This window comes from Pseudomonas sp. TH37 (assembly GCF_016650735.1).
Classification (GTDB): Bacteria; Pseudomonadota; Gammaproteobacteria; order Pseudomonadales; family Pseudomonadaceae; genus Aquipseudomonas; species Aquipseudomonas farris.
Window position 1 is genome coordinate 67,185 of sequence record NZ_JAEKFD010000011.1, and the last position, 13,245, is coordinate 80,429.

A 13,245-nucleotide genomic window follows, 5' to 3' on the forward strand; every position below is an offset into this window, starting at 1 on the left:
CTACCTCAGCTTCAGGGTGGCAAGGCCGACCAGTACCAGAATCACGGTGATGATCCAGAAACGGACGATCACACGCGGCTCGGGCCAGCCCTTGAGTTCAAAGTGGTGGTGTATCGGTGCCATGCGGAACACACGGCGACCGGTCAACTTAAAGGAGGCAACCTGGATGACAACCGACAGGGTCTCCATCACGAACACGCCGCCCATGATGAACAGGACGATTTCCTGACGGACGATCACCGCGATGGTGCCCAAGGCCGCGCCCAGCGCCAGTGCGCCGACGTCGCCCATGAACACTTGGGCCGGATAGGTGTTGAACCAGAGGAAACCCAGGCCCGCGCCGATCAACGCGCCGCAGAACACGATCAACTCACCCGCGCCCGGTACGTAAGGAATCAGCAGGTATTCGGCGAATTTCACGTTACCCGACAGATAGCAGAAAATCCCCAAGCCGCCGCCGACCATCACGGTAGGCATGATCGCCAGACCGTCGAGGCCGTCGGTCAGGTTGACCGCGTTGCTCGAGCCAACGATTACGAAATAGGTCAGGACGATGAAACCCGCGCCCAGCGGAATGCTGTAGTCCTTGAGCATCGGCAGGATCAGGGTGGTTTCTACCGGCGTTGCCGCGGTCATATAAAGGAAGATCGCCGCGCCGAGGCCGAACACCGACTGCCAGAAATACTTCCAGCGGCTCGGAAGGCCTTTAGAGTTTTTCTCGATCACTTTGCGGTAGTCATCGACCCAGCCGATGGCGCCGAACAGCAACGTCACCAGCAACACGGTCCAGACATAACGGTTGCTCAGGTCGGCCCAAAGCAACGTACTGACGCCGATGGACGACAGAATCAGCGCGCCGCCCATGGTCGGGGTGCCGGATTTGGACAGGTGCGATTGCGGGCCGTCGTTGCGAACGGATTGACCGATCTGACGGTTCTGCAAGGTGCGGATCATCCAGGGGCCATAGCACAGCGACAAGACCAGCGCAGTCAGCACACCGAGAATCCCGCGCAGGGTCAGGTACTGAAAGACCGCGAAGCCTTTGTAGAACTGTTGCAGATACTCCGCTAGCAGCAGCAGCATTAATGTTTCTCCAGACGGGTCCCGCACAAAGCGGCGACGATGTTTTCCATCGCGGCGCTGCGCGAGCCCTTGATCAAAATGGTGGTGTTTGTGTCCTGCTCGGCTTCCAGGGCCTTGATCAGCTCAGCCTGAGTGCTGAAGTGAAAAGCCTGCTCGCCGAAAGCGTTTACGGCGTGGGTCATCATTGGCCCGACCGCGTAAAGCGCGGAAACCTTGCCGCGAGCGTACTCGCCCACATCGCGGTGCCCCTGCTCCGCCCAATCGCCCAACTCGCCGATATCTCCGAGCACCAAAACGGTGCGGCCGGAAAAGCCGGCGAGTATATCAACGGCGGCGCACATGGAGGTGGGGTTTGCGTTGTACGTGTCATCGATCACGCGCATACCGTTAGTTGCCAGTTGCGCGACGGTGCGACCCTTGACCGGTTGCACGGCGCCGAGACCGGTGGCGATGCCGAACAGCGACACGCCCAAGGCATGGGCTGCAGCGGCGGCGGCCATGGCATTGGCGACGTTATGGGTGCCGAGCAGGTTCAGCTGAACCCGTTCCACACCTTCAGGGCTGTGCAGGTTGAACGCCGGGCAACCGCGGGCATCGCGGTCCAGATCGCTGGCGTAGAAGTCGGCGCTGATGTTGCTCAGGGCAAACGTCAGCACTTTGCGACCGGCGGCTCGGGTTTTCCAGATTTCAAAAGCCTTGTCGTCGAGATTCAGCACGGCGACGCCATCGGCATCCAGCCCTTCGAGAATCTCGCCCTTGGCTTCAACGATTTTTTCCGGCCCGCCGAACTCGCCGACGTGGGCGGTCCCAGCGTTGTTGATAACAGCCACGCGGGGCTTGGTCATGCCGACGGTGTAGGCAATCTCGCCGAGCCGCGAAGCGCCGAGTTCGATCACGGCAGCGGTATGTTCCGGTGCCAATTCGAGCAGGGTCAGCGGAGCACCCAGGTCATTGTTCAGGTTGCCTCGGGTCGCCAACACCGGACCGCGCGTGCGCAGGATGCTCGCGAGCATTTCCTTGACCGTGGTCTTGCCGCTGGAACCGGTGATGGCCACGACCGGCTGAGTGAATGCCGCACGGTTCATCGCGCCCAATTGGCCGAGGGCCTGGCGGGTGTCCTTGACCAGCAGTTGCGGCAGCGCGCTGTCGGCAACTTCGCGCTCGACCAGGGCACCCACGGCGCCTTTGGCGGCGACGTCATTGAGGTAGTCATGGCCATCGAAACGCGGGCCGGCCAGAGCAATAAACAGCTGGCCGGGCTTGATTGCGCGGCTGTCGATGCTGACGCCGTCGAAGCTGGCGTCGCTGGCAATCAGACGGCCATTCAATGCGCTGGTCAGTTCGCTCAGTTTCAAGGCTTTAAGCATGGGCCACCTCCCACGCGGTCAGGGCGTGATCGGCCTCGACCAGATCGGAGAAAGCGTGGCGCTCGCCGTTGATTTCCTGATAGTCCTCGTGACCTTTACCGGCCAGGACAACCACATCATCCGCCGAAGCACTGCCGATCAATTGGGCAATCGCCTGGCCACGGCCGGCGACGAAGGCAACTTTATCCACAGCGGTGAAACCGGCGCGGATGTCGTCGAAAATCACGGTAGGGTCTTCGGTGCGCGGATTGTCATCGGTGACCAGTACGCCATCGGCCAGACGCTCGACCACTTCCGCCATCAGCGGACGCTTGCCACGATCGCGATCACCACCGCAACCGAACAGGCACAGCAACCGGCCTTTGGCGTGAGGACGCAGGGCCATCAAGACTTTTTCCAGCGCATCCGGTGTGTGGGCGTAATCGACCACCACCAACGGCTGGGTACCGCCGCCCAGGCGCTGCATGCGACCGGCCGGGCCTTCGAGTTTCGGCAGCACTTTGAGAATTTCATCCAGCGCGTAGTCCAGCCCGAGCAAAGCGCCGACCGCAGCCAACACGTTGCTCAAGTTGAAACGACCGAGCAAGGTGCTGCGCAAATGGTGCTCGCCTTGCGGCGTGACCAGCGTGGCGCGCACGCCTTCGTCATCGAACTGCGCTTCGCGGCAATACAGGTAGGCGCTGGAATCTTCCAGGCTGTAAGTGATCAGTCGCGACTCGCCTTTATCGGCAGCCAGTTGCCGACCGAAATCGTCGTCCAGGTTGACCACCCGGCACTTCAGATCATTCCAGGCAAACAACTTGGCCTTGGTTTCGCCATAGGCCTGCATGGTGCCGTGGTAATCCAGATGATCGCGCGACAGGTTGGTCATCACCGCCACATCGAATGCCAACGCAGTCACGCGGCCCTGATCCAGACCGTGGGAAGAGACTTCCATGGCCACGGCCTTGGCGCCGGCTTTTTTCAGGTCGGCGAGGGTCGCTTGCACCGCAATCGGGTTCGGTGTGGTGTGCAGACCGCTTTCCAGCGAGCCGTAGAAACCGGAGCCCAGGGTGCCGACAATGCCGCAGTGCTGACCAAGCAGGTCGAGCGCCTGGGCAACCAGTTGGGTCACGCTGGTTTTACCGTTGGTGCCGGTCACGCCGATCAGGTTCAAATGACGGCTCGGGTCGCCATAAAAACGCCCGGCGATGTCCGACAGTTGCGCCGCCAGGCCTTTGACCGGAATCAATGGCACGTCGGTAATCGGCAGCACGGTCGCGCCTTCGACTTCATAAGCCACGGCAGCAGCGCCGCGTTGCAAGGCGTCGGCGATGTGCGCACGCCCGTCGAACTTGCCACCAGGAACCGCGAGAAACAGATCGCCTGCCCGTACGTTACGGCTGTCCAGCGCCAATTCGCGGATCAACAGATCGCGGCCGGCGTGGGCGAAAATCTTGTTCAGGCTCAGCGACATCAGCCGCGCCCTCCATTAGCTTTCAGCGGAACGACCGGTGCGGCGTTCGCTTGTTGAGTGGCAGGCAGGTTGTCCGGGGTGACGTTCATCAGGCGCAGGGTCCCGGACATCACTTTGCTGAACACCGGCGCCGATACCAGACCACCGAAGTAACCGGCCTTGGTCGGTTCATCGATCACCACCACGATTGCGTAACGCGGATCGCTCATCGGGCCGAAGCCGGCGAACAGCGAGCGGTAGGAATTCTCGGCGTAGCCCTTGGTGCCGACCGACGTTTTACGTGCAGTACCCGACTTGCCGCCCACGTGATACGCCGGCACCTGCGCACGGAATACACCGCGCGGGGCTTCGATCACTTGTTGCAGCATGGTTTGCATGGTTTTCGCGACGGCTTCCGGCAACACCTGTGTGGTTTGCGGCGCCTTGTCGGTTTTGATCAGGGTCAGCGGCGCGAGGCGACCATTGTTGGCCAGGGCCGAGAAGGCGTGGACCAACTGGATCGCGGTCACGGAAATACCGTAGCCGTAGGACAGCGTCGCGGTTTCAGCTTTGCGCCATTCGCGGTAGTTCGGCAGGTTGCCAACGCGCTCGCCCGGGAAGCCGAGGCCGGTGTCCTGGCCGAGGCCGACTTTCTGCGCCAGGCGGAAAATCGTTTCGCCGCCAATATCGAACGCGACCTTACTCATGCCGACGTTACTGGAATTGATCAGAATACCGGTCAGGTCGAGTACCGGGCCTTCACTCTTGGATACGTCCTTGATGGTGTACTTACCAATCTGCAAGGTGCCTGGATACACCTCAACGGTATCGGTCGGCTTCCAGCGGCCGGTTTCAATCGCGGCGCTCATGGAAATCGCTTTCATGGTCGAACCCGGCTCGAACACGTCGATCATCGCGCGGTTACGCATCATCGCCGGCTGCAGGTTGCGACGGTTGTTCGGGTTGTAGGTCGGCTGGTTGACCATGGCCAGGATCTCGCCGGTCTTCACGTCCATGATCACCAGGCTGCCAGCCTTGGCGCCGTTCTCGATGATCGCGTTGCGCAGTTCACGGTTGGCCAGGTATTGCAGACGCAGGTCAATGGACAACGCCAAGGGCTTGCCGGCCTTGGCGTTTTTGGTGACCTGGACATCTTTGATCAGCCGGCCGCGCCGGTCCTTGATCACCTGTCGCTTGCCGGGCACGCCGGCCAGCCATTCGTCGTAGGCAAGCTCGACGCCTTCGCGTCCGTGGTCATCGATGTCGGTAAAGCCGACCATGTGAGCGGTGACTTCGCCGGCCGGGTAGAAACGCCGGAACTCTTCGATGCCATAAACGCCCGGCACTTTCAGATCGAGCACAGCCTGGCCTTGCTCGGGGGTCAGCCCGCGCACCAGATAAATGAATTCTTTATTGGCCTGGGCTTCGAGACGTTCGGCCAGGGCTTTCGGGTCCTGCCCCAGGGCAGCCGCCAGTGCCGGCCACTTCTCTTTGGCCGTTTGCATTTCCTTGGCGTTGGCCCACAGGGTGGTGACCGGGGTACTCACGGCCAACGGCTCGCCGTTACGGTCGGTGATCAGACCACGGTGAGCCGGAATTGGAATATGACGAACGCTGCGCGCATCGCCCTGACCTTTAAGGAAGGCACGGTCGACCACTTGCAAATCAATGATGCGCCAGGCAATCGCCGCCACCATGATGCCGAGCAACCCGACCACCAGACGGAACCGCCATGGAAAGAGCGCGCCTTCGAGTTTCATCATGGCGCCACCATCTGCACTTCAGCGGCGCCGGGAATGCGCATCTTCAGTTGCTCGGTGGCCAGGACTTCGATACGGCTATGAGCGGTCCAGGTGCTCTGCTCGAGAATCAACCGGCCCCACTCCGCCTGCGCCTTGTCGCGCACACTCAATTCGCCGTACAGAGAATTCAGCAACTGACGGTTCCAGTGCGCGCTATAGGACACGCCGATGGCCGACACGAGCACGCCGACAAACAGCAGCAGCATGAAAAAGCTTCCGCCCGGAAGTGGCTTGGCGAAAAGCTTGCTCACCGCAACTTCTCCGCGACACGCATGATGGCGCTACGGGAACGTGGGTTGGCTTTGAGTTCGGCCTCGGAGGCGGACTGCGCTTTGCCATGGATTTTGATTTTCGGTTCGAAAGCGACGTGACGGACCGGCAGGTTGCGCGGCAGGTTGTCGGCTTCGCCTTTCACCAGTTTGCGCATGAACAGTTTGACGATGCGGTCTTCCAGCGAGTGGAAGCTGATGACGACCAGACGGCCGCCCACTTCCAGGCATTCCAGCGCGGCTTCGAGGCCAGCTTCCAGATCGCCCAGTTCGTTGTTTACGTGGATACGCAGGCCCTGGAATGCACGGGTGGCCGGGTTCTTGCCCTTTTCCCATGCCGGGTTGGCGACTTTCAGCACTTCAGCCAGATCGCCAGTGCGCTCGAACGGCTTGATGTCGCGACGCTCGACCACGGCACGTGCCATGCGACCGGAGAAACGCTCTTCGCCGTATTGCTTGAACACCCGGGCGATTTCTTCCACCGGCGCGGTGTTGACGAACTCGGCGGCGCTGATCCCGCGGGACGGGTCCATGCGCATGTCCAACGGACCGTCATTGAGGAAACTGAAACCGCGCTCAGGGTCGTCGAGCTGCGGCGAAGACACGCCGAGGTCGAGCAGAACGCCGCTGACCTTGCCGGCCAGACCGCGCTCGGCAACTTCCGAACCGAGCTCGGCAAAGCTGCGCTGCACAACGACAAAGCGGCCGTCTTCGGCCGCTAGCGTTTGCCCGGTGGCAATCGCTTGAGGATCTTTGTCGAATCCGAGCAACCGACCATCAGGCCCGAGCTGGATGAGGATCAACCGACTGTGTCCGCCACGTCCGAACGTACCGTCCAGATAGCAGCCATCAGGACGTACGGCGAGAGCCTCGACGGCTTCGTCAAGCAGTACGGTGATGTGGTTAAAGCCGCTATCAATAGTCACAGGATCAAATCACGCAGTTCATCAGGCATAGCGCCCGGTTGTTGAATAGCAGCCAGGTCAGCGGCAGAAACCGCATTCCAGGCATCCTCGTCCCACAATTGGAACTTGTTCAGTTGGCCTACCAACATTGCGCGCTTATCCAACTTGGCATATTCGCGAAGACGTGGTGGAACCAGAAAACGACCACTGCCATCGAGCTCGAGGTCGACGGCATTACCAATCAGTAAACGTTGCAGGCGGCGGTTCTCTTCGCGAAGCGAAGGCAGTGCGCGCAGTTTGGTTTCGATAATTTCCCACTCATCGAGGGGATAAACACACAAACACGGATCAACGGCATCGATGGTGACGATTAACTGACCGGAACTTCGCGAAACCAGCTCGTCACGGTACCGGCTCGGCATAGCGAGACGGCCCTTTGCATCGAGACTGATAGCGTTAGCTCCGCGAAACACGTCAGCGTTTCTCCAAATATTAGCGTTTTACGCTCAAAAAACCCACTTCATGCCACTTTCCGCCACTTGCGCACACTATAGGAATGCGCCCACCACACCGTCAAGGCGCGGATTAAAGGAAAAGCCTTACAGAACGGAGATTTAGGAGCGTAAAAGGAGGGTTAACGAGAATCTGACGGATGAATTCGCTCAATAACTTGAATCAGCACAGAAGGCTGCGTTCAGAAGTTAAAGTAGTTTGTTAAGAGTAAGATTTTTTCGGTATTACAAAAGCGCTTCTGCTATTGATTCAGCAGGGAGGGAAATTGCCATTACACACATCGCTGCCAATGACTCGGCAGAGAGGAAAAAAAGGTGGAGAGTCGATCTGTAAGCCGGGTTCTGTCTTGAACAGTCATTCGTCTACGATGGCCATCACTGGACATCTTTAGCAACCTACCCGGTCCCAGCGCGGGCCACGCCTTGGGACCCTATTTGGTCTTGCTCCAAGTGGGGTTTACCTAGCCACGAACTGTTGCCAGACGTGCGGTGCGCTCTTACCGCACCTTTTCACCCTTACCGGCGCCGAAGCGCTTAGGCGGTTATTTTCTGTGGCACTTTCCGTAGGCTCACGCCTCCCAGGCATTACCTGGCACTTCGCCCTATGGAGCCCGGACTTTCCTCCCCCCCCTAATTTTCATAGAGGGCAGCGACTGTCCGATCGACTCTCCGCCGCGAAGATTAACGGCAGAGCGGCCGAAGAACAAGCGCTAAAAGCCTCTGGCCGGCGCTGCATGTCGGTTTTACTCGCCCTTCTGTTTATCCAGCGCGACCTGATAAAGCACATTCTTGCGTTCGCCGGTAATTTGCGCGGCCAATGCCGCCGCACGCTTGAGCGGCATCTCTTCGAGTAACAGATTGAGAATGCGCATGGCCTCACTGCTGACAGCGTCTTCCGTCTCAGGGGCAGTCCAGCCCGCCACCAGCACCACACACTCGCCACGCTGTTGATTGCTGTCCGATTCGACGAACTCGCGCAACTCGGCCAACGGCAAGCCTTTAAGGGTTTCGAAGGTCTTGGTCAGTTCCCGCGCCAGCAATGCCGGACGCTCAGCACCAAATACCAGCTCCATGTCTTGCAGGCATTCAAGGATGCGATGCGGTGCTTCATAGAAAATCAGCGTGCGCGGTTCTTCTTTAACGAGTTCCAGACGAGCACGTCGGCCGACAGCCTTGGCCGGCAAAAACCCTTCGAAGATGAAACGGTCGGACGGCAGCCCCGCCGCCGACAACGCCGCAATCAATGCGCATGCACCCGGAACCGGCACCACATTGATTCCTGCGGCACGGGCCTGACGCACCAAGTGATAACCCGGATCGGAAATCAGTGGCGTCCCGGCGTCGGAAATCAACGCCACATCGTCGCCCGCCAGCAGACGCGTGATAAAGCGGTTACCCTCCTCCCGCTCGTTGTGTTCATGGCAGGCCGCCAGCGGCGTGGGAATACCGAAATGCTGCATCAATCGCTGGGAATGGCGAGTATCTTCGGCCGCGATCAAGGCGACCTCGCGCAGGATCTTCAGCGCACGCGCACTGATATCGTCCAGGTTGCCGATGGGCGTCGCCACCACATAAAGCGAGCCAGCAGCGGAATTCAAAGCACCTGGAGCAGTCAAAGCGCACACCTCATGATCGGTAAAAGGCGACATTGTAGCGCGTAGCGGCGCTTGCGATACGCCTTGCCCTCCCCGGGTTTTCCAGCCTTTTGTGCAGCGCTGCAACATTTGCACGAGCTAAATTGATCGATTCACGCCAGTAACATCGCGCCCCGGCCAGTGCTTGGGTACAATTCCACGCTAATTTGATCGAGTATCAGGAACACTTACATGATCGCTTGCCTGCGGCTGTTCACTGCCCTCTGCCTCGCTGCCTTGCTGGCGGCTTGCGCCAGCTCGCCCTCTTCCAGCCTTGGCGAACTTCCACGGACCCCGGACGCCAGTATCGAGCAACTGCTCGAACAGGCCACTAAAAGTAAAGATCCGGAAAAAGCCGCTCTATTGCGCTTGAGCGCAGCAGACCTGGCTTATCGTCAGGGCAATGCCGGCCAGTCCGCGCAAATCCTGCAACAGGTCCCGGTGGAACAACTCAAGCCTGGCCAACAAGTCTTCGCCAGCACCCTGGCGGCTGAACTGGCCATGGCCCGCAATCAGCCCAAAGCGGCGCTGACTGCCCTGAGCCATCCGAGCCTGCAACGCCTGGGCGAACTGCCCGTCGAACAACAAGTTCGCACCGGCACCGTTCATGCTCGCGCCCTTGAGGCCGACGGCCAGACCCTGGCCGCCGCACGGGAGCGCATCTTTATTGCCCCGATGCTTGAAGGTGAAGCAGCCAGCAAAAACCACGAAGCGATCTGGACCCTGATCGCTTCGCTGCCGACCGATCAATTGCAGCCGACCACCGACGACGACCTCGGCGGCTGGATACGTCTGGCGCTGGCGGTGAAAACAGCCGGCACCCTGGAACAGCAGCAAGCTGCGATCGACAACTGGCGCGAACAGAATCCAAAGCACCCGGCTGCCATCCAGCTGCCGTTGCCACTGACCAAACTCAAGGAGCTCGCCAGCCAGCCCCTGAGCAAGATCGCCCTGCTGCTGCCGCAAGACGGCCCGCTGGGTTCAGTTGGCAAAGCACTACGCGAAGGCTTCATGGCCGCTCACTACCAGGCGCAACAAGCCGGGCAGAAGCCGCCAGCCATCGAGTTCTATGACAGCTCGCGCCTGACCTCCCTCGACGAGTTCTATCGCAAGGCCCAGGCTGATGGCGTGCAACTGGTAGTCGGCCCGCTGGAGAAGCCGCTGGTCAAACAGCTCAGCGCACGCCCACAACTGCCGATCACCACCCTGGCGCTGAACTACAGCGAAGGCGAACAAGGTCCGGCCCAACTGTTCCAGTTCGGCCTTGCTGCTGAAGACGAAGCCCGCGAAGTGTCCCGTCGTGCGCGCGCCGATGGCCTGCACCGCGCCGCCATCATGGTGCCGAAAGGCGAATGGGGTGATCGCGTACTCCGGGCGTTCAGCCAGGATTGGCAAGCCAACGGTGGCAGCATCGTCGCCACTGAACGCGTCGACCAGCCAGTGCAACTGGCCCAGCAGATTGCCGACATGTTCCAGCTGCGCCAGAGCGAAGGCCGCGCCAAGAGCCTGCAAAGCACCGTTGGCTCGCAGGTTGCCGCACAACCTTCGCGCCGCCAGGACATCGAGTTCATCTTCCTGGCCGCAACGCCGCAACAGGCTCAACAGATCAAACCGACCCTGAACTTCCAGTACGCGGGTGACGTGCCGGTTTACGCCACCTCCCACGTATTCAGCGCCAGCGGCGACCAGAACCAGTACAACGACATGAACGGTATTCGCTTCTGCGAAACCCCATGGCTGCTGGATGCCAACGACCCGCTGCGCAAACAAGTCACTGCACAATGGCCACAAGCCGGCGGCAGCTTGGGCCGCCTGTACGCGATGGGCGTGGACGCCTATCGCCTGGCACCGCGCCTGGGGCAACTCAAGGCCTTGCCGGACAGCCGCATCCAGGGCCAATCGGGTAGCCTGGGCATGACTCAGAATCAACGGGTCGAGCGTCAGTTGCCATGGGCAGAGTTCACCAACGGTCAGATTCAACGCCTGCCGGATACCTCGCGCTGATGCCTGACAGGTCACGCCAGCAAAGCGGTAAAGATGCCGAGCGTCATGCGCTCGAGCATCTTCAACAACAAGGTCTGCGCCTGCTGGCGCAGAACTGGTTGTGTAAACGCGGCGAGCTTGATCTGGTCATGCTTGATGGCGATACAGTAGTATTCGTCGAAGTCCGCTACAGAAAAAACACCCAATGGGGTGGCGCGCTCGATAGCATCGATGGGCGCAAACGGCAGAAACTGATTTTCGCCGCGCAGTATTTTCTTCAGCGCGAGTCGCGTTGGGCCAATTCCCCCTGCCGCTTCGACGTGGTTGCCATCGACAGCAACCTTGATCAGTTGAACTGGTTGCAGAATGCCTTCGACAGCTGATCGCGCGCCCCCCAAACCGGACACCTTCACCCAACACTTTTGCTCTTTGCTTTGCGGGCTGCACATTCATGTGCCGAGTAGCCGCGCTAATTAAGGTCACACAGATGGACATGCAATCGCGAATTCGCCAGCTTTTTCAGGCCAGTATCGACACCAAGCAACAGGCGATGGACGTACTTGCACCGCACATCGAGCAAGCCAGCCAGGTCATGGTCAACGCCCTGCTCAACGAGGGCAAAATGCTGTCCTGCGGCAACGGCGGCTCCGCCGGTGACGCACAGCACTTCTCATCCGAGCTGCTCAACCGCTTCGAGCGCGAGCGCCCGAGCCTGCCCGCCATCGCGCTGACCACCGACAGCTCGACGATCACCTCGATCGCCAACGATTACAGCTACAACGAAATCTTCTCCAAACAGATTCGCGCCCTCGGCCAGCCGGGTGATGTTTTGCTGGCGATTTCCACCAGCGGCAACTCGGCAAACATAATTCAAGCGATCCAGGCCGCACATGATCGCGAAATGATTGTCGTAGCATTGACCGGTCGTGATGGCGGCGGCATGGCGTCACTGCTTTTGCCTGAGGACGTCGAGATTCGCGTACCGGCCAACGTCACCGCACGTATTCAGGAAGTCCACCTGCTGGCGATCCATTGCCTTTGCGATTTGATCGACAGCCAACTGTTCGGGAGTGAAGAATGACCCCTAATCGCCTAGGCCTTCTGGCCTTGACCCTGTGCCTTGGCATCAGCGGCTGCACCTCGGTGGTTAACGCCAGCCGTGAAGCGCCGATCGATGATGACCGTGGCACCCGCACCTTCGGTAGCAAGATCGACGACTCCCTGATCGAAACCAAGGCCGGTGTAAACATCGCCAAGGCCGATCCAGACCTGGACAACAACTCGCACATCGTCGTCACCAGCTTCAATGGTGTGGTGCTGCTCGCCGGGCAAACCCCTCGCGCCGACCTCAAGGCCAAGGCCGAACAGGTTGCCTCGGCCGTTCAGCGGGTAAAGAAGGTGCACAACGAGCTGCAAGTACTGGCGCCCTCCTCGCTGCTGGCGCGCCAGAACGACACCTGGCTGACTACCAAGATCAAGACCCAGATGCTCACCGACGCTTCCATCCCGGGGTCGCGCATCAAGGTTGTGACGGAAAACGGCATCGTCTATCTGCTGGGTCTTCTGACCAAGCAGGAAGCAGCCCAGGCGACCAATCTGGTACAAGGCGTTTCCGGCGTGCAGAAGATCGTGAAGTTGTTTGAGTACATCGACTGATACTTGCTTACCGGCGATGGCATCCTCGAGATTGCCACCGCCCTGTAGGAGCTGCCAAAGGCTGCGATCTTTTGATCTTGAAAAACAAAGTCAAAAGATCGCAGCCTTCGGCAGCTCCTACCCGTTTGAAGGTGGTGAAGTAAAAAAAAAGGCGATCCATTCGGATCGCCTTTTTTTTTACTTCACCACCTTCAAACTCGGTCGACCGCTGGGACGCGGCGGCTCGCTGTCGGGTGGCGGAACATCATCATCCGCCTCGATATCTTCCTCGTCTTCCAGAGGCGATTCCATATCGAACACCATGCCCTGACCGTTCTCCCGAGCGTAAATGCCCAGGATCGATGCGATAGGCACGTACAGGGTGTGCGGAACGCCACCGAAGCGCCCCTCGAAACTGACTGCCTCGTTGTCCATGTGCAGATGACGCACGGCTGCCGGGGAAACGTTCAGGACAATCTGTCCGTCACTGGCAAAACCCTGAGGCACCTGCACCGATGGATACTCGGAATTAACCAGCATGTGCGGGGTGCAATCGTTGTCCACAATCCACTCGTAGAGCGCGCGGACCAGATAAGGTCGACTGGAGTTCATAGCGGCTC

Annotated in this window: 13 protein-coding genes and 1 other RNA gene; 4 read left to right on the top strand and 10 right to left on the bottom strand. The window is 59.8% G+C overall.

Annotated elements, in window-relative coordinates; all coding sequences use genetic code 11:
* From mraY to rsmI, 9 genes are all read right to left on the bottom strand, one after another.
* Positions 1-1,083 carry a phospho-N-acetylmuramoyl-pentapeptide-transferase gene (mraY, locus tag JFU11_RS23755; RefSeq protein ID WP_008037292.1) on the bottom strand — a complete coding sequence of 361 codons (1,083 nt, stop codon included), beginning with the start codon at positions 1,081-1,083 and terminating at the stop codon, positions 1-3.
* The gene (murF, locus tag JFU11_RS23760; RefSeq protein ID WP_123719476.1) at positions 1,083-2,450 is read right to left on the bottom strand and encodes a UDP-N-acetylmuramoyl-tripeptide--D-alanyl-D-alanine ligase; all 1,368 of its coding nucleotides are present in this window, start codon (positions 2,448-2,450) and stop codon (positions 1,083-1,085) included. The genes mraY and murF overlap by 1 nt, the downstream gene beginning before the upstream one ends.
* A complete protein-coding gene (locus tag JFU11_RS23765) occupies positions 2,443-3,906 on the bottom strand; it encodes a UDP-N-acetylmuramoyl-L-alanyl-D-glutamate--2,6-diaminopimelate ligase (RefSeq protein WP_123719477.1) in 1,464 nt (487 codons plus the stop codon). Before JFU11_RS23765 ends, murF begins: the two co-directional genes overlap by 8 nt.
* Positions 3,906-5,645 (bottom strand): penicillin-binding protein 2, encoded by a 1,740-nt coding sequence (locus JFU11_RS23770; protein WP_187326384.1) that lies wholly within the window; start codon positions 5,643-5,645, stop codon positions 3,906-3,908. Before JFU11_RS23770 ends, JFU11_RS23765 begins: the two co-directional genes overlap by 1 nt.
* Entirely contained in the window at positions 5,645-5,938 is a 294-nt protein-coding gene (gene ftsL, locus JFU11_RS23775; protein WP_038981628.1) for a cell division protein FtsL, read from the bottom strand. The genes JFU11_RS23770 and ftsL overlap by 1 nt, the downstream gene beginning before the upstream one ends.
* Positions 5,935-6,876 carry a 16S rRNA (cytosine(1402)-N(4))-methyltransferase RsmH gene (gene rsmH / locus JFU11_RS23780; RefSeq protein WP_201087486.1) on the bottom strand — a complete coding sequence of 314 codons (942 nt, stop codon included), beginning with the start codon at positions 6,874-6,876 and terminating at the stop codon, positions 5,935-5,937. Before rsmH ends, ftsL begins: the two co-directional genes overlap by 4 nt.
* Positions 6,877-6,878: 2 nt before the next feature.
* Positions 6,879-7,334 (bottom strand): division/cell wall cluster transcriptional repressor MraZ, encoded by a 456-nt coding sequence (mraZ, locus tag JFU11_RS23785; RefSeq protein WP_003205355.1) that lies wholly within the window; start codon positions 7,332-7,334, stop codon positions 6,879-6,881.
* 354 nt (positions 7,335-7,688) lie between these two features.
* An RNA gene (rnpB, locus tag JFU11_RS23790) (RNase P RNA component class A) lies at positions 7,689-8,042 on the bottom strand.
* 74 nt (positions 8,043-8,116) lie between these two features.
* On the bottom strand, positions 8,117-9,022 hold the full coding sequence (gene rsmI / locus JFU11_RS23795) for a 16S rRNA (cytidine(1402)-2'-O)-methyltransferase (RefSeq protein WP_162130595.1): 906 nt from the start codon (positions 9,020-9,022) through the stop codon (positions 8,117-8,119).
* Between the two features lie 177 nt (positions 9,023-9,199).
* Here rsmI and JFU11_RS23800 point away from each other — a divergent pair, with 177 nt between their 5' ends.
* From JFU11_RS23800 to JFU11_RS23815, 4 genes are all read left to right on the top strand, one after another.
* On the top strand, positions 9,200-11,011 hold the full coding sequence (locus JFU11_RS23800) for a penicillin-binding protein activator (protein WP_123719479.1): 1,812 nt from the start codon (positions 9,200-9,202) through the stop codon (positions 11,009-11,011).
* Positions 11,011-11,373 carry a YraN family protein gene (locus JFU11_RS23805; RefSeq protein WP_007904371.1) on the top strand — a complete coding sequence of 121 codons (363 nt, stop codon included), beginning with the start codon at positions 11,011-11,013 and terminating at the stop codon, positions 11,371-11,373. Before JFU11_RS23800 ends, JFU11_RS23805 begins: the two co-directional genes overlap by 1 nt.
* Before the next feature lie 104 nt (positions 11,374-11,477).
* The gene (locus JFU11_RS23810) at positions 11,478-12,071 is read left to right on the top strand and encodes a phosphoheptose isomerase (protein ID WP_007904374.1); all 594 of its coding nucleotides are present in this window, start codon (positions 11,478-11,480) and stop codon (positions 12,069-12,071) included.
* Positions 12,068-12,646 carry a BON domain-containing protein gene (locus JFU11_RS23815; RefSeq protein ID WP_052966293.1) on the top strand — a complete coding sequence of 193 codons (579 nt, stop codon included), beginning with the start codon at positions 12,068-12,070 and terminating at the stop codon, positions 12,644-12,646. Before JFU11_RS23810 ends, JFU11_RS23815 begins: the two co-directional genes overlap by 4 nt.
* Before the next feature lie 177 nt (positions 12,647-12,823).
* Here the strand turns inward: JFU11_RS23815 and JFU11_RS23820 are convergent, their stop codons facing one another.
* A complete protein-coding gene (locus JFU11_RS23820) occupies positions 12,824-13,237 on the bottom strand; it encodes a ClpXP protease specificity-enhancing factor (protein ID WP_201062279.1) in 414 nt (137 codons plus the stop codon).
* Positions 13,238-13,245: the final 8 nt, after the last annotated feature.

Coding starts and splice junctions, on each gene's coding strand:
- mraY (WP_008037292.1), bottom strand. CDS start 1,083: ATGCTGCTGCTGCTAGCGGAGTATCTGCAACAGTTCTACAAAGGCTTC.
- murF (WP_123719476.1), bottom strand. CDS start 2,450: ATGCTTAAAGCCTTGAAACTGAGCGAACTGACCAGCGCATTGAATGGC.
- JFU11_RS23765 (WP_123719477.1), bottom strand. CDS start 3,906: ATGTCGCTGAGCCTGAACAAGATTTTCGCCCACGCCGGCCGCGATCTG.
- JFU11_RS23770 (WP_187326384.1), bottom strand. CDS start 5,645: ATGAAACTCGAAGGCGCGCTCTTTCCATGGCGGTTCCGTCTGGTGGTC.
- rsmI (WP_162130595.1), bottom strand. CDS start 9,022: ATGTCGCCTTTTACCGATCATGAGGTGTGCGCTTTGACTGCTCCAGGT.
- JFU11_RS23800 (WP_123719479.1), top strand. CDS start 9,200: ATGATCGCTTGCCTGCGGCTGTTCACTGCCCTCTGCCTCGCTGCCTTG.
- JFU11_RS23805 (WP_007904371.1), top strand. CDS start 11,011: ATGCCTGACAGGTCACGCCAGCAAAGCGGTAAAGATGCCGAGCGTCAT.
- JFU11_RS23810 (WP_007904374.1), top strand. CDS start 11,478: ATGGACATGCAATCGCGAATTCGCCAGCTTTTTCAGGCCAGTATCGAC.
- JFU11_RS23815 (WP_052966293.1), top strand. CDS start 12,068: ATGACCCCTAATCGCCTAGGCCTTCTGGCCTTGACCCTGTGCCTTGGC.
- JFU11_RS23820 (WP_201062279.1), bottom strand. CDS start 13,237: ATGAACTCCAGTCGACCTTATCTGGTCCGCGCGCTCTACGAGTGGATT.